Consider the following 26,427-nt stretch of genomic DNA (forward strand, 5'->3'; position numbering starts at 1 on the left):
GATAGGGAATAACTGATGAGGAAAGGATGTGACCTGATGAGTAAGAAGAAGAAAGGGATATTGCTCTCATTTTTGATGCTGACACTGCTCCTTGGGGGGTGTATTCGCATCCAGTACGATGCAACGATCCATACCGATCAAAGTGTCACCTTAAAGACGACATATGCCGCAAAGGAACATCCGGTGGCTCGTCTACTCAATTTGAATCCGAATTGGAAGGGGTATGTTAAACAAGCTGAGAAGAACGGCTATGCGGCGAAGACGTTTAAGACGAAGGATGACTACGAAGGCATCCGGATGCAAAAGACATTCGCGAACTTCAAGGATATGACGTCGATCAAGGACGAATGGAAGACCGGCATCGGTGGGATTCTGATTCCACCCGATACGAAGTTTGACATGAAAAAATCGGACGGATTTTGGTTCGATACGTACCGACTCGATACGAACATTGATCTCAGTATCGATCGGTTAAACATCAAAGGGTATCAACCGACAGGACAGGTTAAAAAATTAGCCGATCGGTATATCCGTCAAGCCGATATCGAGATCAAGCTCCATGGACCAAAAGTGATTGGTCTCCAAAATGGTGAAAAAATCGACTGGTCGAATTACCATGATGTGTCATGGAAATTATACGGAACGAAAGCAAACCAACTACAGTTGATTGCCTATGTACCGAATCCGACAGGCTGGATCATTACTGGTATCGTATTATTAATTGGTGTCGGATTATTCCTCTACTGGGTCTTTCATCGTGTCCGTAAACTACGTCGTCAACAGCTGAAAACGATTAGTATCTCACTTCTCGTCTGTTTGATCGTCGGGGGAGGGGCGTGGTGGCTATTTGCGGAAGATACGTCGAGTGCCCCACCGCCGACGCGACAGATTGTCACACAAGGAAAGAGTGAAATCGTGCCGACGTTCCTCGTCCATGGATTGTTCGGGACGGAGCGGACGTTCGTTCCGATGATTCAAAACTTCACGAATAAAAAAGTGGCCGATGACGGAGGACGATGTGACGTGACACGCTCCGGGAAAGCGACCTGTAGCGTCAACCCCTCACCGACCGGATACCCGCTTGTCCGAATCGTTTTTGCGGACGATGAGGCAAGCCTTGCCGATCAACAAAAGTGGTTGAATGCGGCGATTGCTGCGTATGACGCGAAACAAAAAGCGACCTTTGCCGATATCCAGCTCGTTGGGCACAGCATGGGTGGTGTTGATGTCGTCGCCTACACGGTTCAAGAAGAGATGCCGTATCACGTCCGAAAAGTCGTGACGCTCGACTCACCGATCGCCGGCTCCGATTACGCGAAACTCGGCTTGACGCTTGCACCACTCGGCACGAATACGAACAGTCCCGCAATCCGCGATCTGGCGAAAGGTTCTCCAGCGATGAACAACCTGACCCAGCGGCTCGAGACGTGGCCACGTGACGTACTTGTCTATTCGTTTGGTGCCAAAGGGGGCGACTTCAATCTGATTTCGCTGAAGAGTTCATTTGCACTCGAGAACTATACGGATAACATCCAAACAAAATCGTATAAATATGATCATTTCACGATTCATCGCCGGGAGCCAGTCTTCCGCGAAATCCGCAATTTCCTGTTTAAAGAAAACCGGGTCACGGAGGAGGAATCATCATGAAACACGTCGTCATCGTTGGCGGAGGAATTGCAGGTCTAACGGCTGCTGCATTGATCGCACAAGAAGGGCATACGGTCACCGTCCTTGAGGGGAGCCGTGAATGGGGAGGGTCAGCCGGGAAGTTCACGCGCCGGGATCTGACATATCCAGTTGGAGCGACCCTTGGGATGGGATTTGAGGCTGGCGGCATTCATGCCCGTGTGCTCGATCATCTTGGAGTGACGCACCGTGTCGAGTCACTCGACGTCGTCATGACGATTCGCATCGAAGGACGGACGATTCATTATTATCAGGATCGCGATGCCTTTCTAATCGAATTGACGTCACATTTTCCGGAGCAGGCATCGTCGATTCGTGCTTTCTTTGCTGAAATCAAGCAGATTCATGAGGCGATTCGTCCACTGATGGCAGAACTGCCGGCATTGCCACTTCAAGATCTAGCCGATGTTCAGCGGTTAGTCCGTCACGCGAAAAGTGTCGTCCTCTTACCATATTTTCCTCTGACGATTGGTCATCTGTTACGCAAACATCGACTAGCGGATACGTTGTTCGCACAAGTGATCGACGGGATCTTACTCGACAGCATGCAGACAGGGCAGGAAGCATCTGCTTTACTAGGGGCTGTCGCCTTATCGATTTATCACGAAGGTGCCTATTATGTTCCGGGCGGCTTGTACCGACTGGCCGAGCAATTAAAAGAAACAGCCGAGGCGAACGGGGCAACATGTCTGCTTGGGCGAAAAGTCACGTCGATTCGCAAGACGCCGGATGGTTTTTTGATCGAGGATTGGCGAGGGCGCTTGACGCTTGCCGATGCTGTCATCTGCGCTGTTCCGCTTGAAGGCATCCGGGAAGTCGTCAGCGCGGATATGCGACGAACGTTACGACGAACGTACCGACGACAAGAAAAGCTACAGCAATGGGCGACCTTTACGTATTATGCGGCGATACCGGAGGCGATCATTTTGTCTGATGAAGCATTCCGGCAAGTCCATGATCCGTCCTTACCTTCAGGACATGCCTTCATCTCCCTCTCCCGTCCGGATGACCGGTTACGTGCACCAGCCGGTCAGCGGACGCTGACGATGTCATGTCATGTTCCAATCGGTACATTTGATAAGACGGACCGGAAACGCTACGACGAACAAGTCGAGACGATGTCGGCAATCTTCGAAGCTATTCTTGAACAACAGTTTCCGAGCTTCGGACAACAGGCGATTGAACGCCATCCGGGTGGACCCGGTGCGTGGGTTCGCTATACGTTCCGTCCGGACGGTGGAGTCGGGGGGTATCCGCAACGTCCGAGTACGAGTCTCTTGTTCGCGGCTCCGTTTCGGACGGGTATCGATCACTTCTTTGCCATCGGCGACACGATCTTTCCGGGTGCCGGGACGATCGGGGCGACGACGTCTGCGATTCATGCCGCCCGACAGTTTGGTGTCAGATTATGAGAAATCGTCGCAAAATGATGAAAGAAGCGACGCATCTGTCGCTTTTTTCACATTTGAGGATTATGATGAGGAAGAGTCGGGAACATGATATCCATGAACAGAAAGAGAGAAGGAGTGAAAAACCATGGAGACATTCGAGCAAAAATGTCAGTCGTTCATTCAGGAACGACGACCTGAAGTCGGTCCGATTCAATTCGAGTCGGCACGCACGTTTCTCAATGCACGCGGTTTAAGTGTCTACGAACGGATTTATCAAGGAAAAGAAGAAGTACGATTGGCGTTCGTCGAGCAGACGAACGGACAACAACTCGTTTCATTAATGGAAAATACATTCGGCAACGGACTAGTCTATTTTGTCTCAACGGCAACCGCGACATGGGATGGCGACCGTTTTGGTGAATACACGTTTTAAGTACATAGGGAGTCCCAGTCGATGACTGGGGCTCTTTCGTGTCGAAACCTAATCCTCATCCCGTTCGTAAGGTAGGTAAGTGACTCAATTGAAGGAGGAAACGATGTGTCATCACTTGAACAACCTAAAACATCGACACGGCGGCTTGCGACCGTCTCGTTGATTTTCATGGCGGTCGGATTCGTTGTCTCATTGCCATTTAAAGAAAATGCGTGGATCTTTTGGCTCCAGAGCGGTTTCGAAGCCGGACTTGTCGGTGGGATCGCCGACTGGTTCGCGATTACGGCGCTGTTTCGCCATCCGCTCGGCTTAAAGATTCCCCATACGAACCTGTTGCCGAAAAATCGGGAACGGGTCATCGAATCAATCGTTCATATGCTCGAGACGGACTTACTGAATAAAGAAAGTATCGTCGCGAAACTGCAACACATGACGCTCGCGGATCGTGTCATCAAAATCTTACGCTCGATTCTGGTTCTGCCTGCTTTTCGAGCGACTGTCACCGAACTATTGGTCGGTCTGATTCGAAAACTACCGAAGGAAGCGATTCTCGAATTCGCAGATACACGATTAACGGAAACGATCAAAGCGTATCCGTCGCAACGACTGGCAGTCCGGGCGATGGAATTGAATGAGGAACGTCGGCTTGACGAGTGGCTGATGGATCAGTTACTCGGTTATGGGCAACGTCTACTTGAAGATCCGATCATTCGTGACCAAATCGGTCGTCTTGCCTATACGGCGATGATCGATCAAGAAAAAAATACGTTCTTACGGGTGACGGCGCGAACCGTCCAAAAAGTCTATTCAGAAGAAAAACTCAGTCTTGTCATTCAAGGTGTCTTGTTAACGGTCATTCAAGACATGCGACAAGTCCATCATCCGAATCGCTTAGCGATTCTCGATCATCTGCGCCGTAACCTGGCACAATTGTCGATCGATGAAGAGCGTCTAGCAAAAATTGATGCCTGGAAGGCAAGCGAAGTCGATCGACTCGATTTCGTTCCGGTTATTGAACGTGCTTACGATGCTGGTCTGATTGAACTCGAACGCTACATGACGTCAGATGCCTTCTGGACGGAACGAGCGATGCCGATGCTCTCCCGTGCCTTAGATGACTGGGAACAACATCCGACGTTCAAGGATAGCAGCGATCAGTGGATGAAGGAGCAACTCGTTCGTTTCGTTGAGCAAAACCACCAAAAAATCGGAGGACTCGTCCGCGAGAACTTAAACCGCTTCGATACCGAGACATTGATTCATATGATCGAGGATAAAGTCGGCAGTGACTTGCAGTGGATCAGGGTCAACGGAGCCTTGTGTGGATTCATTATCGGTCTGATTCTTGGTGCAATCAAGGTATTCGTCGGATGAGCCGGTGGACATATGATCTGACGTTGTCGGAAGCATTTGATTTTAAAGGTGTTATGTCTCGTTTGACGGAAGACCCGTTACAAGTCGAGCGTGCAGGGCGACTCGTCGTTCCAGTCTTCATCAACGATCAGGCGTACATCACGACGATAGAAGCCATCGATGGTTACACGTTACGGATTGACGGTTCAGGACCACAAGTAGCGGTGCTGACGCAACTCAAGCGACGCTTTCGACTCAGTGAGCCGAATCCTGCGCGGCGTCTCAAAGCGACGTCATTACACGCGATCGTCGAACGGTTCGGCGACGAACGACTTGTGCTGGATCATTCACCATTCACGGCCTTGATCCGTTCGATCATTCATCAACAAATCAATCTGGCGTTTGCCCATACATTGACGGAACGTGTCTTTCGAACATTCGGAACGGTCCAGGACGGAATCATCCTTCCGCCGACACCGCGTCAATTAGCAACCGCGCGTCGTGAGGACTTGCTTGCTCTGCAACTATCAGGACGTAAAGTCGATTACTTGCTCGGCGTAGCGACGGCAGCGATTGATTATGATGGATTGACGTCAGCGACTGACGCAGAAATTGCTGAGACGTTGATTGCACTGAAAGGTGTCGGACCATGGACGGTTCAAAACGTCCTGATGTTCGGATACGGTCGTCCGGATCTCTTTCCGGCATCGGACATCGGGATTTTACGGGCTTTCGAACGGTTACTCGGGTATCGACCATCGGTGGAAGAAGCGACACGACTGGCGGAAGAATTTGCTCCTGTCCGCAGTCACGCCGCCTATCTGTTATGGCGTTCAATCGAATAAGGAACTATTCTTGTCACTCTATCGCGAGAACGGTATAATGAATGCGACAGAACGAGGAATCGTTCAGAAATGCTAAGGGAAGCGACGTGTTCGCTAACGATAGAGGGGACGAATGTGGATGTATACAGATGAACAAATCATCGAAAAAGCCAATGAAATCGCCAAAATGATTTCAGAGACACAGGAAGTAGAACGATTCAAAGCGGCAGAAGCCAACATCAACGGGAATGAAAAAGTCCAAAAGATGATGAAACAAATCAAGTTCCTTCAAAAAGAGGCAGTCAACTGCCAACATTACGGCAAAACAGAAGCACTCGCACGTGTCGAAGCGAAGCTCGATAAATTGTTCGCTGAGCTCGATGAGATGCCTGTCGTCCAACAGTTCCAAGAAACACAAGAAGAAGTCAACGGACTTCTCCAATACATCACGGTGACGATCTCGAACGGCATTACGGATCAAATCATCGAAGCGACGGACGGGGATGTTCTCGCTGGTAAGACAGGCAGCGGCATGGAAGCAGAAAACAAAAGCGGCGGTTGCGGCTACTAATCACGAAATGAACGAAAAGCCGACGGACATCCGTCGGCTTTTTCTACGAATGAGGTGGAGGAATGGAAGCAGTACACAACACACCGATGATGAAACAATACTTCTCGATCAAGGCGGATTATCCGGACGCCTTCTTGTTTTATCGGCTCGGTGATTTTTACGAATTATTCTTTGAAGATGCCAAGAAAGTCGCCCATGAACTGGAGTTGACGCTGACGGCGAAAAACGGCAAGAACGCCGAACATCCGATTCCGATGTGCGGCGTACCCCATCACGCAGCGAACGGCTACATCGAACAGTTGATCGAACGTGGTTATAAGGTGGCGCTTTGTGATCAAGTCGAGGACCCGAAGTTGACGAAAGGACTCGTCAAACGCGAAGTCATCCAAGTCATCACACCGGGGACGTTGATGTCCGCCTTGACGGAAAAAGAGAATCGGTACTTAGTCGCGGTCGTCGAACAGGACGGTCGTTTTGGAATTGCCCGCGGAGACGTCTCGACCGGTGAGAGTGCCTTGACGAGCGTTGCGACACTCGATGGTGTAGTCAAGGAATTGAGCATCATCTTGCCGCGAGAAATCATCGTCACGACAGAGGAACATGAGACGGCACTCGCGTCCTTGCGGATTCCACTAACGCGGAGTTCGCGGCGTGAGACGCATCCACATGGAGACCGCGCGATTGATGCGGCACAAGCGGAAGCCTTTGCCGTCCTCTATGCCTACATGCACGATACACAAAAACGAGCGTTGACGCATCTGCAACCGGCTGTCGTCTATGAGGCGAGCGATTTTATGCAACTCGAGCCGAATACGGTCAAGAATCTCGAACTCGTCCGTTCAGCACGGACAGGAGATAAAAAGGGTTCCTTGCTTGGTCTACTTGACGTGACGGGCACAGCGATGGGCGGACGAATGCTGAAACGGTGGCTGGAAAAGCCGTTGTTATCCGAGCGAGTGATCACGGAACGACTCGACGCCGTTGAAGAGCTGTTGCAACACTATTTCGAACGTCAGCAATTAAAAGATACGTTACGCGAAGTTTATGATCTCGAGCGACTCGTCGCGAAAGTCGGGTACGGAACAGCGTCGGCGCGCGACCTCGTTCAATTGAAGTCGACGTTACGGCTGATTCCCCGCATCCAATCAGCACTTGAAGAGATGATGAGCGAACGTCTCGGTCAACTCAGTCTCGGACTCGATCCGCACGACGAGTTGAGCGATCTACTCGATCGTGCTTTTGTCGAAGCCCCACCAATCTCAACGAAAGAGGGCGGAATGATCAAGTCCGGTTATTCCCCAGACCTCGACGAGTTACTTGTCGCTTCAAAAGACGGAAAGACATGGCTCGCGACACTTGAATCCAGCGAACGGGCTGCGACCGGCATTAAGACGTTGAAGATCGGCTATAACCGTGTCTTCGGCTATTACATCGAGGTCTCACGTGCCAATGCCAAGCTGTTGCCGGAAGGACGGTATGAACGGAAGCAGACACTTGCCAATGCTGAGCGTTATATCACACCGGAATTGAAAGAAAAAGAAGCATTGATCCTTGGTGCGGAGGAGAAGAGTGTCACACTCGAGTACGATCTCTTCTGCGGGGTGCGCGATGAAGTCAAAGGGCACATCGAAAGCTTACAACGGGTCAGTCGCCGGATTGCGGAACTCGACGTCCTCGTCGCACTGGCCGAGATTGCTGAGACGCATGACTACGTCCGACCGATCACGACGACGGGACGAACGGTTGATATTCAGCAAGGACGTCACCCGGTTATCGAAACGGTCTTACCACGTGGTGAATATGTCGCGAACGGGATCACCTTAAACGAAGGACGCGAGATGCTGTTGATCACTGGACCAAACATGTCTGGTAAGTCGACTTATATGCGACAGTTTGCTTTGATTGCCTTGTTGCATCAAATCGGCTCGTTCGTACCAGCTGCTCAAGCGGAACTGCCGATTTTCGATCAAATCTTCACTCGAATCGGGGCGGCAGACGACCTTGTCAGTGGACAGTCGACGTTCATGGTCGAGATGGTCGAGACACAAGAAGCGTTGACGCGTGCAACGGATCGGTCCTTGATCCTGCTTGACGAAATCGGTCGCGGGACCTCGACGTACGATGGGATGGCACTCGCACAAGCGATCGTTGAACACATTGCTCGTCATGTCGGAGCGAAGACGCTATTTTCGACGCATTATCATGAACTGACGGTGCTCGAAGAATCGATTGAGCGGTTAGCGAATGTTCACGTCCGTGCCGTTGAACAAGACGGGCGTGTCGTCTTCTTGCATGAAGTGCGCGATGGAAAAGCCGATCAATCGTACGGAATCCACGTCGCGCGGTTAGCTGATTTACCAGATAGTCTGATCGAGCGGGCGCAAGTCCTCTTGTCCGAGTTCGAGCAGGCTGAGCCTGTTCCGGTCGCAGCACCTGTCAAAGCTCCTGTTCAGGAGGAGCCGATTGATCAACTCAGTCTGTTCTCAGATGCGGATCCTCTGCGAGAGACGATGGCGAGTCTTGATTTAATCAACATGACACCACTCGAGGCACTGAATACGCTGTACCGTCTACAAGCCGAAGCAAGAAAGTGAGGAGAATGTAGTGGGGATCATTCGTGAATTATCCGATAGTTTAGCGAACCGGATTGCGGCGGGAGAAGTCGTTGAACGCCCAGCATCGGTCGTCAAGGAACTGGTCGAGAATGCACTTGATGCCGGTGCGACCCAAATTGATGTCGAACTCGAAGAAGCCGGAATGAAACGGATGACGATCCGCGACAATGGACATGGGTTTTATCCGGATGACGCCGAACTGGCTTTCGTCCGTCACGCGACGAGTAAGATCAAGGACGAGCATGACTTGTTTCGGATCAAGACACTTGGGTTCCGCGGAGAAGCACTTGCCTCGATCGCGTCCGTCAGTAAAGTGACGTTGAAGACGAAACGCGAGGACGCGGAAGGGATTCAGGTAACGCTTGAGTACGGGACGGTTGTCGAACGGACACCGGCAGCGATGAACCGGGGAACGGAATTGACGGTCGAGCATCTCTTCTTCAATACACCGGCCCGGCTGAAGTATTTAAAGACGACACATACGGAGCTTGCGGCAATCACGGACGTTTTGAACCGGATGGCGTTTGCCCACCCGGACGTCAAGCTTCGGGCTACCCATGAAGGAAAGACGTTGATTCAGACGAACGGATCGGGAGACGTCCGGCAAGCACTAGCGAGCGTCTACGGTCACCAGACGATCCAAGGGACGTTAGTCGCAAAAGGTGCGAATGCCGATTATCAATTGACGTGTCATCTCGTCAAACCGGAAGTGACCCGTGCCTCGAAGAATTATATTACGTTGATTCTCAATGGACGTTCGGTTAAAAACTTTGCCCTGACGCAAGCGGTCTTGAATGGTTATCATACGTTACTACCGATCGGACGGTATCCGATTGCGGTCATCGAGGTGACGATGGATCCACTCCTGATTGACGTCAACGTCCATCCGGCGAAACGGGAAGTCCGTCTTTCAAAGGAGATGGAGCTTTGCCAGTTGATCCAGGAGACGATCAAGATGACACTCAGCCGGGAGACATTGATTCCGAAGGTGACGCCACCGAAACCAAAAAAGGATCCGAGCAGCCAGGAAAAACTCGATTTTTCTTACGTCGCGGAACCAGTCGAAGAGACGTCTTCGCGAGCGGTCTGGAATTATCCGATTCCGAAAAAGCCGCAAGAAGACGATCGACCACCTGTAGAGAAATCATTACCGTTTAGCAACGGGGATGATCTGTTCGAACCGCTCGAACCGGTCAAGCAGGACTTTGTCGAAGCGATTGAGGAATCACCCGCGCGTCCGCGCTTTCCGCATCTCGACGTCATCGGTCAACTCCATTCGTCCTATATCGTCTGTGCCGGGGAAGACGGGATGTATATGATTGATCAACATGCGGCGCAAGAACGAATCAAATACGAGACGTATAAGGTCATGTTCGGTCGACCACCGGAACAGCGGCAGCAATTGCTCTTACCGTATACGTTTGAAATTTCGTCGGATGATATGAAACGGATGGATGAAGTCCTTCCGTTGCTAAAAGACGTCGGCATCGAGTTTGAAGCATTCGGTCCACAAAGCTTCATCGTCCGAGAAGTTCCGACGTGGTTCCCATCGCATCGGCAGGAAGAGACGATTCAGGAATTACTCGATGAAGCCTTGATGAAACGAAAAATCGATCTCGAGACGTACCGGGAAGATGCCGCCATTATGATGGCATGTAAGAAGTCGATTAAGGCGAATCATCCGTTGAACGATGAGATGATGCGCCGTTTGATTGACGATCTAGCGAAAACGGAAATGCCGTTTACGTGCCCACACGGACGCCCGGTCATCATCGAATGGACGACGTATGAACTTGAGAAGTTGTTCAAACGGGTCATGTAATCACGATCCCATTCAGGTATCGTCTCAGATTAAAAAGGGAGCTGACTTTAAAGTAAGTCTCTACAAATAAGAATGACGTGTCTTTTCACGCACTTTCCTCAGGCGAGACACAAGCCAGTTTTCCTGCTTCATTCAAGCAGGAAAGCGGGTCTTGTTTGTCTCTAAAGCGTATAAATGCGCTTTTCCTGTAGGAGTTGCGTGTGATGCGTCATTCTTTTTTTGGAATCAGCTCCTTTTTGTTCGTCTCGAATCATTTGTTGTACTGATACACGATTGACTAGTTTTTGTTTGTGCTACTACAAAAAAAGGTGTGAATTTGCATGAGAACGGTTACTTCAGTTGATTAACTAGATTTCATTGATTGTTGAAGGAAAGAGGCGGATAATAAGACCCGAAACTGTTAACAAGGGGACCTTTATCATGTTGTCACGCATCATGCGTATCATTCAAATCATTGCTCAAATCGCACTTATTTTTTGTTTTTCACTCAGTGGGGACTGGGTGAGCGAAACTTTCCAGTTACCCTTACCCGGTAACATCATCGGCTTGATTCTTCTGTACGTGACGTTAAAAAGTCGACTGCTTCCTCTCGTCGCTGTCGAACGGGGCGGAACCTTTCTGCTGTTCGTCATGCCGTTATTCTTTGTTCCGGCACTGTCTGGAATCATGGATTATACAGCATTCCTTCGAACATCTGGTCTTCAAGTCCTATTAATCGTCGTCGTCAGCAGCCTCCTGACGTTAGTCGGCTCAGCGTATATCGTCGACCGCTTGGCACACCGGAAAGAGGCGGTGACACCACATGAGTGAGACACTGTTCTGGATCATTTTGACCATTCTTTTATTCAGTGGCGCAATGTTCATTTACCAACGGCATCCTCGTGTCTGGACGTTACCGATCCTGACGGTGACGGCTGTCCTGATTATCATCCTCATCTATAGTGGGGTCTCACATGCAGAATATATGCAAGGGGGACAGTACTTATCGAAGATGCTCGGTCCAGCGATCACGGCATTTGCGATTCCGCTCTACCGCGTCCGACATCACGTTCGCCGTTTTCTACCGGAAATCGGACTTGGTGTCTTGCTTGGAACATGTATTGCAATGAGTTCAGATCTGTTACTCGGTCTGCTGCTCCATCTTGAGCGGACGACGAACCTTGCCCTGTTACCGAAATCAGTCACGTTACCTGTTGCCTTGGCGATTTCGCAAAAAGCAGGTGGGACGACGACGCTAACGGCAGCCTTCGTTTTATTGACGGGGTTAACCGGATCGATCGTCGGTCCAAAACTCATGACAGGACTTAAGATTCGTCACTTCGTTAGCCGTGGCGTCGGCTTAGCATCGATTGCCCACGTCATGGGCGCGACGAAATCAATGAGTCTTGACCAACGTGAAGGGGCGGTCGGTCTGCTGACGATGGTCTTGACGGCCGTCTGTGCTAGCGTCATCGCACCGTTTTTAATCACATGGTTATATGGGTAAACACTCTGTTTTTTCAACGGAGTGTTTTTTTATAACCGATTGAAACTTGTCGACCACTTTTGCAGTATAGTACAACAGAAGACAGGGTGGAGGAGAATAAGATGATCATTTGGATTAACGGTACGTTTGGTGTCGGGAAGACGACGGCAGCCAAAGGGCTACAACAACGCTGGAGCGGATCACACATCTTTGATCCAGAGGAGACAGGCTATTTCTTACGGGCGCAACTGCCGGAAAACAAGGATGATTTTCAGGATGAGCCGTTGTGGCGCACGTTTAATCGACAGCTCCTCGAACAGCTCGATACGGAAGATGCGCGGATCATCGTACCGATGACCTTGACGAATCCAGCGTACTTTCAGGAAATCATCGGGACGTTACGCGAGACTGGACATGATGTCCGTCATATCGCCTTGATGGCGAAGGAGACGACTGTCAAACGCCGCCTGATCAGCCGCTTTGAGCGTCCAAACTCGTGGGGCGGTCAACAAGCGGAACAACGACTACGGCAATTATCCGATCCGCTGTTCAGTCAACAGATCGAGACGGATGATCTGACGAAAGGGCAAGTCATTGATGCGATTGCTCTCGTGACCGGGATTGGACTCTCGCCTGCCCGATCGTAAAGGATTCAAGAGGGATGTTTCCGGGAATCATTAGATGATAATAGATGAGGAGGAAACAATCTTGAACGAAGGGCAACTTATTGCTAGGAGGATTTATGAACATGAAACACTGGATGACTGAGAAATTGGGCAGACAGTTGATGGCGATTTTTTATAGTGTCTTTGCACTAAGTGTCATCACATCGGTTGCCAGTTATTTATACGTGGATAATGCAGACGGTCGGACGAAGGAGCAAGTACTTGACCAGTTACAAAAGACACAATGGTTCTGGTTCTTGAACTTGATGATTTTTTTATTTTGTCTATTGTTCATCGTCCGTCCGTTGATACATCGGGTGACGTCACAACTCCGCGAATTGAACGTCAAGAGTCGTCGCCTTGCAGAAGGGAAGTCGATTTCGCTCGAGCATGATGTCGACAGCCATAATGAAGTCGGTCAATTGACGGCATCGTTTTACCAGATGGCACGTTCGATCTCATCACAACATGCAGAATTGTCAACAAAGAATCAAGAAATGGAACACAATCAGGAAGTATTGAAGCAAAAACAGAATGAGCTTGAGCGTGCTCTTGAAGTGACGCGGACGAATGAACTCCATTTGCAGGATCGGAATGAACTGATCGAAACGCTTGCTTCAAAGGAGAGTTTATTCGATTACTCGTCTGTCATCAGTACGATTGTCCGGTTGACGAAGACAGAGTTCGGGGCATTGTTATTGATTAAGAATAATGAAATCGCGCAAGTCGTTCCAAAAGAAATGACAGAAGAACAACAAGAAAGTCTGAAGACGGAGTCGTTACTACTAAAGCGAGTCATGATTTCAAAGGAAACCGCACATTCTTCAAAAAAGGTCGCGAACGACGATCTGATCAAGTATCCGTATCACGTCTATGAAGGTGTCATTCCGATCATGGATCCGGCAAAAGAAGAATTGATTGCCTGTCTTTATCTAGCACGATTTGACGCACCATTCAACCAACAGGATTTAGCGGAACTGGAATCGTTCTCAAAACAGATTGCGATCTCATTGATGCGAATGTCACTCTACGAACAGATGGAATACGAACGAAAAGAGACGGCACAACTGCTGAATTCCGTTCGGGAAGCGATTCTCTACATCAAACACGAAGAGAAGACGATCTTAGGAAATCAGGCGTTATTCGATATCTTCCAGTCGTTACAAGTCGAAGAAGACAACGATTCGATGACCTTCCTCGAAGTCCGACCGGAAACGATGTTCGAGCAGATGGATCAAAAGGAAGCGTTTGAAGCATACTTTGAAGAAGTCTTATCGGGTGAGATTCCGGAGGGCATGTTCTCCTTGTCGATTGATCAGGGGGAATACTTCATTCAAGTCTATGCCGAAGCCATTGCGCACGGGGGACATTCAAAAGGAACGATTCTCGTCTTCCGTGACGTCACGGCTGAGACAGAAGTCGACCGCGTGAAGTCGGAACTCGTCTCAACGGTCTCGCATGAACTTCGAACACCGCTCTCTTCGATTTATGGCTTTACGGAGCTCATGTTGAAACGGGATTTGGATCCTGAGCGGAACAAGCGATACTTGCAGACGATTCACGATGAATCAAAACGTCTGACCGATCTCGTCAGTGACTTCTTGAACGTCCAGCGGATGGAGTCAGGAAAGCAAGAGTATGACAAACAAATCTTTGACCTGAAAGAAATCGTCAAGGAACAAATTCAGTTCTATCAAGCAGCGACGGAGCAACACAGTCTGAAACTTGATTTGAATGATGAACAGGACTTCATGGTCGAGGCAGATGCGAACAGCATGAAACAGTTACTCGGTAATCTCTTGAATAACGCGGTGAAGTACTCACCGGACGGCGGGGATGTCGTCGTGACGATGACTCACCAACACAATCAAATCGAACTCAGCGTTCGCGATTTCGGGATCGGGATTCCAAGCCATTCGATGCCGCATTTATTCAGCAAGTTTTACCGGGTCGACAACTCAGACAGCCGAAAGATTGGCGGGACAGGTCTTGGATTATCGATCTGTAAGGAAATCGTTCGCGCACATGATGGCAATATCGAAGTCGAATCGATCCTTGGAGAAGGAACGGTTTTCCGGGTCAAGTTGCCGAGTGCGACGGACGCGTTACTCGAAGCAGAATGAAGAGACGAAGAAGAGGCGATATCATGCGCCTCTTCTTTTTTGTCGTTTCACGTGTGAGATTCGTCCAAATTCATGCGTTTGGCTAAAACGAGTAAGATGCAGACATTTGAACGATAAATCGAACAGATTGATGACAGAACGGCTGAAACAGTTGAAAAAATCGTAAATTGTGCAGGGATTGCGAACGTTTCTGTACTCTCGCTATAGTGATTACAAAAAAGCGTGAGAGGAAGAAGAATCATGGAGAGCTTAGAAGCGTTACTCACACCACCGCAAGATATCGAACAAGAGAATGCAAACATTGATGGCAAAACACCACTAGCGAAATTACAGCGGATTGCTGGGGAAGCAGCGCGGCAGATGATGCGACGACATCTCGAAGCAGATGTCTTGCAGGCGCTTGACGACAACATCTTGTATATCCACGACGCCGATTATTACGTGACCGGAACGACGACGTGTGCCCAGATCCCGCTCGGTCAGCTACTCTCAAACGGATTTCAGACGACACACGGTTCAATTCGTCCGGCGCAAGACATCCGTTCTGCCCTCGCCCTCGCGGCAATCATCGTTCAGGCGAATCAAAACATGCAGCATGGTGGACAAGCCTTCGCGACGTTTGACGATGATCTAGCACCGTTCGTCGAAAAGACCTACCAACGCGAATGGACTAAATTAAACGACCTCGTCCCGCATTGGAAGCGACGCAAGCGGGAGCGACGCGCATGGCAGGAGACGTATGAAAAGACGTTTCAGGCATGCGAGGCGTTCATCCATAATACGAATTCGATGCATTCACGTGGTGGGGGACAAGTACCGTTTTTATCCGTCAATTATGGGACGAATACGACGCAGGCCGGTCGACTCTTCCAGCGCGCCTTGCTGACAGCGACGGAACGTGGACTCGGAAAGGGCGAGACACCGATCTTCCCGATTCAAATCTTCAAAGTCAAACAGGGGATCAATTTATCACCGACGGATCCGAACTACGATCTATTTCAACTGGCAACCCGCGTAACGGGAAAACGATTGTTTCCGAACTTTGCGTTTCTCGATGCGCCATTTAATCGTCAGGAGCAACCGGGAGGAGCGGAAGTCGCGTATATGGGGTGTCGGACCCGTGTGTTTGAAGACAGGGGTGATGTACCGTCTGTCACGGGAAGAGGAAATCTATCGTTTACGAGCATCAATCTCGTCCGCTTGGCGCTTCAATGTCAAACGGTCGATCAAATGTTCGAGTCTGTTCAAGACACGACAAAACTGGCATGCCGGCAGCTTATTGCACGTTATGAATTCCAGGCAAGTCAAACGGCTGACGCGTTTCCATTTTTATATCAACATGTCTGGAAGGATGGCGAGACGTTACGTAGAACGGATCGCGTAGGTCCGGTCCTCAAGCATGGGACGTTAGCGGTCGGCTTCATCGGTCTCGCGGAATGTTTGACCGTTTTGACGGGCAATCATCATGGGTATTCCGAACTGGCGCACCAGATTGGTATTGCCTTGATTCAAGCGATGCGGACGGTCGTCGACAACTATGGCGAGATGACGGGATTGAACTTCAGTTTACTGGCAACTCCAGCTGAAGGGTTATCAGGTAAGTTCACACGTCGTGATGCTAGTGACTTCGGTGAAATCAAAGGAGTGACCAATCAACCGTATTACACGAACTCCTTTCATATCCCTGTCGATGCGCCCGTGACGATCCGTGAAAAGATTCAACTCGAAGCACCGTTTCATGCATTATGTAATGGTGGACATATCACCTATGTCGAGACAGATGGTGCCCTTGCTGGAAATCCGCAAGCGATTGAAGACATCGTTCGTTTGATGGCGGAAGCTGGAATCGGCTATGGTTCAATCAATCATCCCGTCGATCGTTGTCTTGATTGTCGAACGGAGCAGACAATCGAGGATCAGTGTCCGGTTTGCGGAAGTAGATCGATCGAACGGATTCGACGCATCACAGGATATCTCGTCGGTACACTGGACCGTTGGAATGAGGCAAAACGGGCTGAAGAGCAGAATCGGGTGAAGCACGATGTTACGCGTTCTTTCCCTTCATCCTGATTCTGTCGTTGATGGACCCGGTTTGCGAACGGTCCTGTTTCTTGCCGGTTGTCCACACCACTGTGTCGGCTGTCATAATCCGTCCTCCTGGGATCCGGCAGGTGGAGTGGAGTGGACGATTGAAGAAACAGTGGAACGGATTCAGGCGATCGGAAATCGTCGTTTAACATTATCCGGCGGCGAGCCGATGCTTCAAGCGGCAGCACTTGTGCAACTTCTCGAACAACTTGGACCAGATTATGACGTCATTTTATATACTGGCTATGTACTAGAGGAAATCTTACAGCGTCGACGGTGGCATCCACTAATACTGCGACTAGACGGACTCATCGATGGTCCGTTCATCCTGTCGAAACTCGACCGAACGACACGTTTTCGGGGCAGTACAAATCAACGAATTTATGATCGACAGCAACTGCAAAAAAGAGTGTTACACAAAAACAAAAACTCCCCCGTATCATCAGACAGGGGAGAATCAGATCATGCATATTTTTGTTCTTGATCGACGGATTCGACGACTGCGAGTGTCGTCGTCCGTCGTTTTTTGATGAAGAACGATAAGATCAATGCCGCGAGTGCAAGTAACGTCGCGATGAAGAACGTATCATTGATTCCTTCGATCATCGCCTGCATCTGCAACCATTCCGGATTAGCGGCTTCTGGTTGTGAAGCGAATTCTGGAACGTGGTGTTTCGTCCGCGATGTCATGATCGTTACGAGCAGACCTGAACCGATCGCACCTGATACTTGTGATAATGTGTTGTTCAATGCCGTACCGTGTGGCGTCAAGTGTTGCGGAATGTGGTTCAATCCGTTTGTCATGACCGGCATCATGACCATTGAAATTCCAAGGAAACGCAACGTATACATGATGACGAGGAACGCATATGACGTATCCGCCGCTAATTGACTGAACGAGAACGTCGTCAAGACCGTCAGTGATAAGCCGATGATGGCAAGGATCCGGGCACCGAACCGGTCGAACAGACGACCCGTGATTGGTGACATAATCGCCATGACGATTGCACCCGGTAACATCAAGAGACCAGAGTGGAACGGTGAGATACCGCGAATCGTTTGGATGTAGATTGGCATCAAGATCATCGCTGAGAACATCGACATGTTTAAGACCATCGAAATCCCTTGCGATAAGGCGAACATCGGATAACGGAAAATTCCGAACTCAAGCATCGGTTCTTCGAGCATAAATTGACGTATAATGAAGGAAGTCAGACTGATCACACCGATGATCAATGATCCGATGACCGTCCAAGAGCCCCATCCGGCTGAACCAGCGGAACTAAATCCATACAGCAAACCACCGAAACCAAAGCTTGAAAGAACGAGTGAAAATAAATCGAGTTTGAGTGTGCTACGAACCGTCTCTTTCTTCAATAAGAAGGCACCCGTGAACAGTACGAGTAATGCGATCGGTGTAACGAGATGGAACAACATCCGCCATTCATAATGTTCAAGAATCCAGCCGGACAATGTAGGTCCGATGGCTGGGGCGAACGTGATGACAAGTCCGAAGATGCCCATTGCTTGTCCGCGTTTCTCGATCGGGAAACCGGTCAAAAGAACGTTCATTAATAGTGGCATCATGATCGCAGAACCAGATGCCTGCATCATCCGCGCACCGAGTAGAAGCGGGAAGACATGTGCTTGCCCGGCGATGATTGTACCGAGTGAGAACAGCGTCATCGCCGTCAAGAACAGTTGACGTGTCGAGAACTTCTGGACAAGGAAGGCTGACGTCGGAATCATGATTCCGTTGACGAGCATATAGCCCGTCGTCAACCACTGGGCGGTGCTTGCCTGAATACCGAAGGATCCCATGATCGACGGTAAGGCGATATTAAGTAACGTTGAGTTCAGGACCGCAACGAACGCACCTGCCATAAGGACAGTTAAAATTAAATAAAGTCGTGATGATTGCTTGCGTGATTGCATTTCGTTATGCTCCTTTTGTACTACGAGTCTAAAATGTTAGACTTGAATTCTATGACTAACTTGGCTATCTTACCAGGCTAAGTCGAATGAATTCAAATTATTTGCTTCATACACTAAAATAAGTGATTGTTAAACCATTGCAATCATTTGAACAGAAAAGGACAAGACCATGAATCCAAAAAAGAAACAACTTCTAGATGCCGCCTATCAGCTATTCGTCGAAAAAGGTTATCAATCGACGTCCATCCAGGACATTCTTGAGCACAGTAACGTTTCCAAAGGAACGTTCTATAACTACTTCTCCTCTAAAAATGAATTATTCATCGATGTATTTAATACCGTCTTTGAAAAGATGCGGACAGCGCGCAAGGAAATTCTCGTCGGACGAGATGTCTCGGATTATGAGACGTTCATTCAACAAGGCAATTGTTATTTGGAACTGATGCAAAAATATAAATTATATACGTTGTTCGAAGAGGCAATTGCTTCGAATGAAAAAGAACTGAAGACATTCATGGAGAATAACCGTCTTCTTGAGATCGAATGGACGTTTGAGCGGTTACGTGATTTATTCGGTCAGACGAAAGAACTGTATCTTCTAGATTTAGCTGTCATTTATACAGGGATGTTGCAATATGCGATGTACTTCTTCCGTCAATCCGAACCGAACACACAGCCGGAACGAGTCGTCCGTTATGTATTCAATCGATTGACGCATCTCGTCGAAGACGTCAGTCGGACGGAAGAACAGTTGATTCCCCCGCGCTTCCTATCCGTTTGGCTCGATCGGCCACAAGATGAAGTCGTCATTCGGAAGGATTTATTCGAGAAGACGAGTGCGCATATGAAACGCTTGATTACCTTGTCATCGATTTCTGATGAATCGAAGGAAGCCCATGAAGAAGTTCTTGATTTCATCTATGAAGAGCTGCTCGAACGGAAGAAACCCAAAATTCATCTTCTGCGTCGTGCGCTCGAGACGATGGACGAAGATCCGGTATTTGCGGGTCAGGAAATCATGGCGACCTATAAGGCAATGGTCGATGAAATTGCCCGTGTCCGGACCAAAACTTCCTAAAAGGGTTGCTTTTTGAAACTGAGCCAATTACACTGAGACCATTCATGTTAGAAAAGGGGTCTCAATCATCATATGTTTACTCAATGGAAAAAAGAGTGGTTCTTGCAACCAAAAGCGGATTTGCTGTCCGGAATCGTCGTTGCCTTGGCACTCGTTCCGGAAGCAATCGCGTTTTCGCTGATCGCTGGCGTTAACCCAATGGTCGGGTTATATGCTTCCGTCATCATTGCAATCGTCATCTCGATTGCCGGCGGTCGTCCCGGAATGATTTCAGCTGCGACCGGTGCAATGGCACTCGTCGTCGTCCAGCTCGTCAAGGACCATGGTGTCGATTATTTACTAGCTGCCGGTATCCTTGCCGGAATTCTACAAATCGCGTTCGGATTTTTAGGAATTGCTAAGTTATTACGATTCATTCCTCGATCCGTCATGGTCGGATTCGTCAATGCGTTAGCGATTTTGATTTTCTCGGCACAACTGCCGCAGTTCGAAGGACAGAACTGGATCATGTACGCAATGGTTGCCGCATCACTCGCCATCATCTTGTTATTCCCACGCGTGACGAAAGCAATCCCGGCACCACTCGTTGCGATCACGATCATGACAGTGTTGACGGTCGTCTTCTCACTCGATACACGAGTCATTGGAGACATGGGACAAATCGAAGCGGCGTTACCAAGCTTCTTCTTACCGGATGTTCCGTTCTCACTTGAGACGCTCCAAATCATCTTCCCGTATGCTTTGTCACTTGCATTCGTCGGTTTGATCGAATCGTTGCTGACGGCACGAATCGTCGACGAGATGACGGATACGACGTCGAACAAAGCAATGGAATCACGTGGACAAGGAATTGCGAACATCATCGCGGGTATGTTCGGTGGAATGCCGGGCTGTGCGATGATCGGTCAATCGGTCATCAATGTCACGTCGGGTGGGCGTGGGCGATTGTCGACATTGACAGCAGGTGTGTTCCTAATGCTGTTGATGTTTACGATGAATGATCTATTGATGACGATTCCAATGGGAGCACTCGTCGGTGTCATGTTCTTCGTCTCGTATGCGACGTTTGACTGGGGATCATTCAAGATGCTCAAGACGTCACCAAAAAGTGATTCTGCGGTCATGCTCGCAACCGTTCTCGTCACCGTGTTGACGAACGATTTATCAATGGGCGTTCTTGTCGGGATCTTGCTTGCGGCGTTATTATTCGCTTCAAAAATTTCGCGCATTCAAGTCGAGCGCAAGGAGCAAACAGATCGAGTCCGTTACACGATTCGTGGCCCGTTGTTCTTCGCGTCAACGACAGCATTTGCGGAACAATTCCAGCTCGACGCTGATCCATCGTCCGTCATCACGCTCGATTTCTCGGCGTGTCATTTGTTTGATGATTCCGCTATCGAAGCGATCGAAAACGTCGTCTTGAAATACGAACGGCTCGGCAAAAAAGTCGAACTCACTGGATTGAATGAAGAGTCGCAAGCGCTCGTCGATCGATTAGCGCAGCGAATCGCATAACGGAAGAGGATATGAGGAAGTGGTCGACACGATGTCGACCGCTTTTTTGTTTCCTTCTGATTGACGATGAGAAGTGCGTCCCTTGATTGGTTTCGCTATACTAAAAACAAAAGGGGGCAGTTAAGATGAAATGGTTTCGATTTGAGCATGAAGGAAAAGTAGGTATCGGGGTTGAACGGGATGGCTCTACATATGATGTGACGGCACAAGTCTATACGGATTCATTGTTTGAAGTGATTTCACGTGAGTTCGATGTTGACCTTGATCTAGATATCGCGCCACTACTTAAAGGGGATGTTCGTCAGCTCACGCCGTATGTACCGGCACGAAACGTCATCTGTGTCGGCAAGAACTACGCCGATCACATCAAGGAGATGGATACGGCGGGAGCAGGGAAATTCGTCTTGTTCACGAAAGCACCGACATCGATCGTCGGTCCGTTCGAACCAATCGAACGGCATGCGGATTTGACGCAGCAACTGGATTATGAGGGGGAACTTGCTATCATCATCGGCACAACGGGGCGTGATTTGACACCAGAAAATGCACTTGATCATGTGTTCGGCTATAGTATCGTCAATGACGTGACGGCTCGGGATCTACAAAAAGAACACGTTCAGTTCTTCCGTGGTAAATCGCTTGATGGGTTCTGTCCGTTCGGACCGGTCATCGTCTCAGCGGACAGCTTTGATCCGTTTGACGTCCTCGTCGAGACGCGCGTAAACGGACAACTTCGTCAATCAGGATCAACCGCCTTGATGTTACGCGACGTCGTGACGATTTTAGTTGAAGTGTCGCGCGGGATGACGCTTGAAGCAGGGGACATCATTGCGACAGGAACTCCAGCTGGTGTCGGGCACGGTATGAAACCGCCGGTCTATCTTCAGACAGGGGATGTCGTCGAAGTCTCAATTGCAGGTATCGGTCGCCTCCAAAACGAAGTCCAGTGAACGAAGATGACCGAATTGCTTGAATTTCATTCACCGCTTTCCACATTACTTTGGAAAGCGGTTTTTTATTTTGCGAAATACATAGATAATTTGAAAAATGATTGATTCTAATCGATAAAACAGTCATCATATGACCGTTTTTGATGTATAATGAAACTATAAGGACGATTTAATGTCGAAAAAAGTCGTGTTTTGAACGTTTTATAGAGAAATTATATAATTTTTGAACGTTTTTGATTGATTTTTGAATGTAAACGCTTTATATTATAGATGTGGAGGGAAACCTTATGTTAACGAAAAAACGCCATCAACTCATTCTCGAATTACTAGCTCGAGAAGAAGTCGTCAAGATGCAAAAAATCGTCGAGCAAACCGGTGCCAGTGAGTCTACGATTCGTCGGGATTTATCACAGCTTGAGACAGCAGGTCATCTGCGTCGGGTGCACGGGGGCGCGACAGCGAACCATTTGCAAATTGAGGAACCGAGTTACTTCGAAAAGAGTGACAAACATGTCGAAGAGAAGGAACGGATCGCACGAGCGGCTGCCGACCTGATCGAAGACGGGATGTATGTCTACCTCGATGCCGGAACGACGACGCTTGCCATCGTTCCGTATCTCGAAGAGAAGGCGATTACGGTCGTGACGAACAGTCTTCCTCTAGCGAACACGTTACTCTATCACCGTATCCCGACGTTCGTCGTCGGAGGTCAACTGAAGCATTCAACGCAAGCACTCGTCGGTTACAACGCACGTGAAGGAATGTTGATTTACCATTTTGATGTCGCGTTCCTTGGGATGAACGGTGTTCATCCGACACAAGGCTTCACGACACCAGATCCGGAAGAGGCACTCGTAAAGAAGACAGCGATCGAGTTAGCAAAACAATCGTATGTACTCGTCGATGAGACGAAACTGGATGCAATCAGCTTCAGTCGGGTGGCGTCCTTGCAAGCGGCGACGATCATCACGACGACATCCAGCGAGCAAGAAGCGAAATACAGTCAATACACAGAGGTGGTGAACGCGAAATGATTTATACACTGACACTCAACCCATCAATCGACTATTATGTCACGTTACCGGTATTTGAGGCAGGACAAGTCAATCGTGTCGAACAGGCGGAAAAAGTGGCCGGAGGGAAAGGGATCAACGTCTCTCTCGTCCTAAAAAACTATGAGGTGGAAACACAAGCACTCGGATTCCTTGGAGGAAGTACCGGACAATTCATCCGGACGGAACTCGAGAAACGAGGCGTGTTGACGGACTTCACACCGATTCAAGATGAGACGCGGATCAATGTAAAGATTCGCGCCGATCAAGAATCTGAGCTGAATGCAGCGGGACCGAAGATTCAACCGGAAGAGCTGGAGCATTTATTATCCCGATTCAAGACGATGCAAGCCGGTGACATCGTCGTCTTCGCAGGTAGTATCCCAAGCAGTCTGCCGCATGATCTTTATCGTCATATCGCGACGATCTTGAATGAACGGAACGTCCGCTTCGCCGTTGATACGACGAAGGAAGCGATGCTTGAAGTCTTACCGCTCGGTCCATTTTTAATCAAGCCGAATCACCATGAACTCGGTGAAATCTTCGACGTCGAGATTACGTCGAAGGAGATGGCCGTTCCATACGCCCAGCAACTCGTTGAGCGCGGTGCCGAGAACGTCGTCATCTCATTTGCAGGAGACGGAGCATTGCTCGTCAATCGTCAAGGTGCCTATACGGCAAACACACCGGCAGGGAAGCTCGTCAACTCCGTCGGTGCCGGAGATTCACTCGTCGCTGGATTCGTTGCCAGCCACTCGCTCGGCAAATCACCAGAAGAAGCGTTCCGCTACGCGGTAACGACTGGTAGTGCGTCTGCTTATTCCTTCGGTCTTTGTACGAAGGAAGATATCGATCGTCTCCTCGTAGACGTCAACGTCGTTGAACTCATTCAATCCTAAAAGGAGTGTGACTACTCATGAAAATTACTGATCTCTTGACACGTGATACGATTCAACTCGATTTACAAGCGTCATCTAAAGCCGCTGTCATCGACGAACTCGTCAACGTCCTCGATCGGGCAGGAAAACTGAACGATCGCTCGGCATATAAAGAAGCGATTCTCGCACGGGAAGCGCAAAGCACAACAGGTTTAGGGGAAGGCATTGCTATCCCACACGCAAAAACGGCAGCAGTCAAAACACCAGCGATCGCCTTCGGTCGTTCGGCAGGTGTTGACTACGAAGCACTCGATGGTCAACCAAGTCGGTTGTTCTTCATGATCGCAGCGGGTGAAAACGCAGATAATGCGCACCTCGAAACACTTTCGAAACTATCGGTTTATCTAATGGATATGAATTTCCGCGATACGATCCTTGCGGCTAAAACGAAAGACGAAGTCATCGCAGCAATCGAAGCGAAGGAACGTGAAGAAGAAGGTCCAGTTGACGTCTCAAGCGACAATGTCGACCAAAATGCACCGTACATCCTCGCTGTCACAGCTTGTCCAACAGGAATCGCGCACACGTATATGGCAGCTGATGCGCTTCGTCAAAAAGCGGAAGAGATGGGTGTCCGTATTAAAGTCGAAACGAACGGATCGACAGGTGTCAAGAACGGTTTGACACAACAAGACATCAAAGATGCGACAGCGATCATCGTCGCAGCGGATAAAGCAGTTGAGATGGATCGCTTCAACGGGAAACACGTCGTTGAAGTACCGGTCGCACAAGGAATTCGTAAACCACAAGAATTGATCAACCGTGCCGTTAAACAAGACGCACCTGTCTATAAAGCAAGCGGTTCAAGCGAAAGTTCAAAACCGGCTCGTGGCGGATTCTACAAACACTTGATGAGTGGGGTATCTGCAATGTTGCCACTCGTCGTCGCAGGTGGTCTCTTGATCGCGATTAGCTTCTTCTGGGGGATCAACTCTGCGAACCCGGATGATGCGTCATACAATGAGTTTGCTGCTCAGTTGATGTCGATCGGGAAAGCTGCATTTGGTCTCTTGATTCCGATTCTCGCTGGATTCATCGCGATGTCGATCGCTGATAAACCAGGTCTTGCTCCTGGTCTGATCGCTGGTTTCCTTGCAAGCAACGGTAATGCTGGTTTCCTCGGTGGATTGATTGCCGGTTTCCTTGCTGGTTACGTCGTTCTTCTACTCGTCAAAGTTTTCAAAGGTCTCCCGGCAGCTCTTGAAGGAATCAAACCGGTCTTGCTCTATCCACTGTTTGGTTCATTCATCACAGGGATGATCATGTTACTCGTCATCAATGAGCCGATCGCGAAGTTCATGACATGGCTCACGGATTCGTTGAACGGACTCAGCGGTGGGAACGCAATCCTTCTCGGTCTGCTCGTCGCAGGTATGATGGCAATCGACATGGGTGGTCCAATCAACAAAACAGCATATGTATTCGGTACAGCTGCTCTTACAGCAGGTAACACGGAAGTCATGGCAGCCGTCATGGCAGGTGGGATGGTTCCACCACTCATCGTAGCCTTCTCATCGACATTGTTCGCACGTAAGAAATTCACGCCGCAAGAACGTGAAGCAGGTATCGCTGCTTACGCAATGGGTGCATCGTTCGTCACAGAAGGTGCGATTCCATTCGCAGCAGCCGATCCACTCCGCGTCATTCCATCAAGCGTTATCGGTTCAGCGATCGCTGGTGCGTTGACAATCGTCTTCGGAGTCTTGCTCCCAGCGCCACACGGCGGTATCTTCGTCTTCCCGTTACTTGATGGTCCATCAGGTACGGTCATGGCAATCGTCGGTTACGCGGGTGCGATCCTCATCGGATCACTCGTCGGTGCGGCAATCCTCTCCTTCCTTAAAAAACCGCTCGTTGACCAATCGGTCGCGAAAGCGGAAATGACAGAAGGAACAGGTACGAAAGCATCATAATTCACTC

At 49.3% G+C, this 26,427-nt stretch carries 21 protein-coding genes; 20 read left to right on the forward strand and 1 reads right to left on the reverse strand.

Annotated elements, in window-relative coordinates; genetic code table 11:
* The first annotated feature begins 33 nt into the window (after window positions 1–33).
* The 14 genes from KNQ15_RS04265 to KNQ15_RS04330 all read left to right on the forward strand — a co-directional run bounded on the left by KNQ15_RS04265 (window position 34) and on the right by KNQ15_RS04330 (window position 17,523).
* The gene (locus tag KNQ15_RS04265; protein ID WP_214728028.1) at window positions 34–1,650 is read left to right on the forward strand and encodes an alpha/beta hydrolase; all 1,617 of its coding nucleotides are present in this window, start codon (window positions 34–36) and stop codon (window positions 1,648–1,650) included.
* Complete coding sequence (locus KNQ15_RS04270) at window positions 1,647–3,101, forward strand: phytoene desaturase family protein (protein ID WP_214727937.1); 1,455 nt, start codon at window positions 1,647–1,649, stop codon at window positions 3,099–3,101. The genes KNQ15_RS04265 and KNQ15_RS04270 overlap by 4 nt, the downstream gene beginning before the upstream one ends.
* A gap of 124 nt (window positions 3,102–3,225) precedes the next feature.
* Window positions 3,226–3,513: a hypothetical protein gene (locus tag KNQ15_RS04275; protein WP_029341204.1), complete on the forward strand. Its 288-nt coding sequence runs from the start codon at window positions 3,226–3,228 to the stop codon at window positions 3,511–3,513.
* Window positions 3,514–3,618: 105 nt separating this feature from the next.
* Window positions 3,619–4,887 carry a DUF445 domain-containing protein gene (locus KNQ15_RS04280; protein ID WP_353048886.1) on the forward strand — a complete coding sequence of 423 codons (1,269 nt, stop codon included), beginning with the start codon at window positions 3,619–3,621 and terminating at the stop codon, window positions 4,885–4,887.
* A complete protein-coding gene (locus KNQ15_RS04285) occupies window positions 4,884–5,711 on the forward strand; it encodes a DNA-3-methyladenine glycosylase family protein (protein ID WP_214727939.1) in 828 nt (275 codons plus the stop codon). Before KNQ15_RS04280 ends, KNQ15_RS04285 begins: the two co-directional genes overlap by 4 nt.
* 112 nt (window positions 5,712–5,823) lie before the next feature.
* The gene (locus KNQ15_RS04290; protein ID WP_053452916.1) at window positions 5,824–6,261 is read left to right on the forward strand and encodes a YlbF/YmcA family competence regulator; all 438 of its coding nucleotides are present in this window, start codon (window positions 5,824–5,826) and stop codon (window positions 6,259–6,261) included.
* Window positions 6,262–6,323: 62 nt separating this feature from the next.
* Window positions 6,324–8,855, forward strand: coding sequence for a DNA mismatch repair protein MutS (gene mutS, locus KNQ15_RS04295; protein ID WP_214727941.1), 2,532 nt, complete (start codon window positions 6,324–6,326; stop codon window positions 8,853–8,855).
* Window positions 8,856–8,865: 10 nt separating this feature from the next.
* A complete protein-coding gene (mutL, locus tag KNQ15_RS04300; protein WP_214727943.1) occupies window positions 8,866–10,698 on the forward strand; it encodes a DNA mismatch repair endonuclease MutL in 1,833 nt (610 codons plus the stop codon).
* A 420-nt stretch (window positions 10,699–11,118) separates the two neighbouring features.
* On the forward strand, window positions 11,119–11,508 hold the full coding sequence (locus KNQ15_RS04305; protein ID WP_051656227.1) for a CidA/LrgA family protein: 390 nt from the start codon (window positions 11,119–11,121) through the stop codon (window positions 11,506–11,508).
* A complete protein-coding gene (locus KNQ15_RS04310; protein ID WP_029341209.1) occupies window positions 11,501–12,184 on the forward strand; it encodes an LrgB family protein in 684 nt (227 codons plus the stop codon). Before KNQ15_RS04305 ends, KNQ15_RS04310 begins: the two co-directional genes overlap by 8 nt.
* A 101-nt stretch (window positions 12,185–12,285) precedes the next feature.
* The gene (locus KNQ15_RS04315) at window positions 12,286–12,810 is read left to right on the forward strand and encodes an AAA family ATPase (protein WP_214727945.1); all 525 of its coding nucleotides are present in this window, start codon (window positions 12,286–12,288) and stop codon (window positions 12,808–12,810) included.
* 101 nt (window positions 12,811–12,911) lie between these two features.
* Window positions 12,912–14,951, forward strand: coding sequence for an ATP-binding protein (locus tag KNQ15_RS04320; protein WP_149427025.1), 2,040 nt, complete (start codon window positions 12,912–12,914; stop codon window positions 14,949–14,951).
* 240 nt (window positions 14,952–15,191) lie between these two features.
* Complete coding sequence (locus KNQ15_RS04325) at window positions 15,192–17,021, forward strand: anaerobic ribonucleoside triphosphate reductase (protein ID WP_214727947.1); 1,830 nt, start codon at window positions 15,192–15,194, stop codon at window positions 17,019–17,021.
* Entirely contained in the window at window positions 16,993–17,523 is a 531-nt protein-coding gene (locus KNQ15_RS04330) for a 4Fe-4S single cluster domain-containing protein (RefSeq protein WP_214727949.1), read from the forward strand. The genes KNQ15_RS04325 and KNQ15_RS04330 overlap by 29 nt, the downstream gene beginning before the upstream one ends.
* Here KNQ15_RS04330 and KNQ15_RS04335 read toward each other — a convergent pair.
* Window positions 17,502–18,974 (reverse strand): DHA2 family efflux MFS transporter permease subunit, encoded by a 1,473-nt coding sequence (locus tag KNQ15_RS04335; RefSeq protein ID WP_214727957.1) that lies wholly within the window; start codon window positions 18,972–18,974, stop codon window positions 17,502–17,504. The genes KNQ15_RS04330 and KNQ15_RS04335 overlap by 22 nt on opposite strands.
* A 169-nt stretch (window positions 18,975–19,143) precedes the next feature.
* On the opposite strand from KNQ15_RS04335, the gene KNQ15_RS04340 reads away from it, so the two are divergent.
* From KNQ15_RS04340 to KNQ15_RS04365, 6 genes are all read left to right on the forward strand, one after another.
* Window positions 19,144–20,052: a TetR/AcrR family transcriptional regulator gene (locus KNQ15_RS04340; RefSeq protein WP_214727959.1), complete on the forward strand. Its 909-nt coding sequence runs from the start codon at window positions 19,144–19,146 to the stop codon at window positions 20,050–20,052.
* 72 nt (window positions 20,053–20,124) lie between these two features.
* Window positions 20,125–21,567: a SulP family inorganic anion transporter gene (locus tag KNQ15_RS04345; RefSeq protein WP_214727961.1), complete on the forward strand. Its 1,443-nt coding sequence runs from the start codon at window positions 20,125–20,127 to the stop codon at window positions 21,565–21,567.
* Window positions 21,568–21,692: 125 nt separating this feature from the next.
* On the forward strand, window positions 21,693–22,517 hold the full coding sequence (locus KNQ15_RS04350; protein ID WP_214727963.1) for a fumarylacetoacetate hydrolase family protein: 825 nt from the start codon (window positions 21,693–21,695) through the stop codon (window positions 22,515–22,517).
* Between the two features lie 287 nt (window positions 22,518–22,804).
* Complete coding sequence (locus KNQ15_RS04355; protein ID WP_029341218.1) at window positions 22,805–23,551, forward strand: DeoR/GlpR family DNA-binding transcription regulator; 747 nt, start codon at window positions 22,805–22,807, stop codon at window positions 23,549–23,551.
* Window positions 23,548–24,468: a 1-phosphofructokinase gene (pfkB, locus tag KNQ15_RS04360; protein ID WP_214727965.1), complete on the forward strand. Its 921-nt coding sequence runs from the start codon at window positions 23,548–23,550 to the stop codon at window positions 24,466–24,468. Before KNQ15_RS04355 ends, pfkB begins: the two co-directional genes overlap by 4 nt.
* A gap of 17 nt (window positions 24,469–24,485) precedes the next feature.
* The gene (locus KNQ15_RS04365) at window positions 24,486–26,420 is read left to right on the forward strand and encodes a PTS fructose transporter subunit IIABC (RefSeq protein WP_214727967.1); all 1,935 of its coding nucleotides are present in this window, start codon (window positions 24,486–24,488) and stop codon (window positions 26,418–26,420) included.
* Window positions 26,421–26,427: the final 7 nt, after the last annotated feature.

The sequence above is a fragment of the Exiguobacterium sp. s168 genome (assembly GCF_018619035.1).
GTDB classification, from domain to species: domain Bacteria; phylum Bacillota; class Bacilli; order Exiguobacteriales; family Exiguobacteriaceae; genus Exiguobacterium_A; species Exiguobacterium_A acetylicum.

Excerpts from the sequence above, each read along its gene's own strand:
- KNQ15_RS04340 (WP_214727959.1), top strand. The coding sequence starts at position 19,144 with ATGAATCCAAAAAAGAAACAACTTCTAGATGCCGCCTATCAGCTATTC.
- KNQ15_RS04275 (WP_029341204.1), top strand. The coding sequence starts at position 3,226 with ATGGAGACATTCGAGCAAAAATGTCAGTCGTTCATTCAGGAACGACGA.
- mutS (WP_214727941.1), top strand. The coding sequence starts at position 6,324 with ATGGAAGCAGTACACAACACACCGATGATGAAACAATACTTCTCGATC.
- KNQ15_RS04290 (WP_053452916.1), top strand. The coding sequence starts at position 5,824 with ATGTGGATGTATACAGATGAACAAATCATCGAAAAAGCCAATGAAATC.
- KNQ15_RS04320 (WP_149427025.1), top strand. The coding sequence starts at position 12,912 with ATGAAACACTGGATGACTGAGAAATTGGGCAGACAGTTGATGGCGATT.
- KNQ15_RS04330 (WP_214727949.1), top strand. The coding sequence starts at position 16,993 with ATGTTACGCGTTCTTTCCCTTCATCCTGATTCTGTCGTTGATGGACCC.
- KNQ15_RS04285 (WP_214727939.1), top strand. The coding sequence starts at position 4,884 with ATGAGCCGGTGGACATATGATCTGACGTTGTCGGAAGCATTTGATTTT.
- KNQ15_RS04350 (WP_214727963.1), top strand. The coding sequence starts at position 21,693 with ATGAAATGGTTTCGATTTGAGCATGAAGGAAAAGTAGGTATCGGGGTT.
- KNQ15_RS04355 (WP_029341218.1), top strand. The coding sequence starts at position 22,805 with ATGTTAACGAAAAAACGCCATCAACTCATTCTCGAATTACTAGCTCGA.
- KNQ15_RS04345 (WP_214727961.1), top strand. The coding sequence starts at position 20,125 with ATGTTTACTCAATGGAAAAAAGAGTGGTTCTTGCAACCAAAAGCGGAT.
- KNQ15_RS04315 (WP_214727945.1), top strand. The coding sequence starts at position 12,286 with ATGATCATTTGGATTAACGGTACGTTTGGTGTCGGGAAGACGACGGCA.
- KNQ15_RS04305 (WP_051656227.1), top strand. The coding sequence starts at position 11,119 with ATGTTGTCACGCATCATGCGTATCATTCAAATCATTGCTCAAATCGCA.
- KNQ15_RS04335 (WP_214727957.1), bottom strand. The coding sequence starts at position 18,974 with ATGCAATCACGCAAGCAATCATCACGACTTTATTTAATTTTAACTGTC.
- KNQ15_RS04310 (WP_029341209.1), top strand. The coding sequence starts at position 11,501 with ATGAGTGAGACACTGTTCTGGATCATTTTGACCATTCTTTTATTCAGT.
- KNQ15_RS04270 (WP_214727937.1), top strand. The coding sequence starts at position 1,647 with ATGAAACACGTCGTCATCGTTGGCGGAGGAATTGCAGGTCTAACGGCT.
- KNQ15_RS04365 (WP_214727967.1), top strand. The coding sequence starts at position 24,486 with ATGAAAATTACTGATCTCTTGACACGTGATACGATTCAACTCGATTTA.
- KNQ15_RS04325 (WP_214727947.1), top strand. The coding sequence starts at position 15,192 with ATGGAGAGCTTAGAAGCGTTACTCACACCACCGCAAGATATCGAACAA.
- pfkB (WP_214727965.1), top strand. The coding sequence starts at position 23,548 with ATGATTTATACACTGACACTCAACCCATCAATCGACTATTATGTCACG.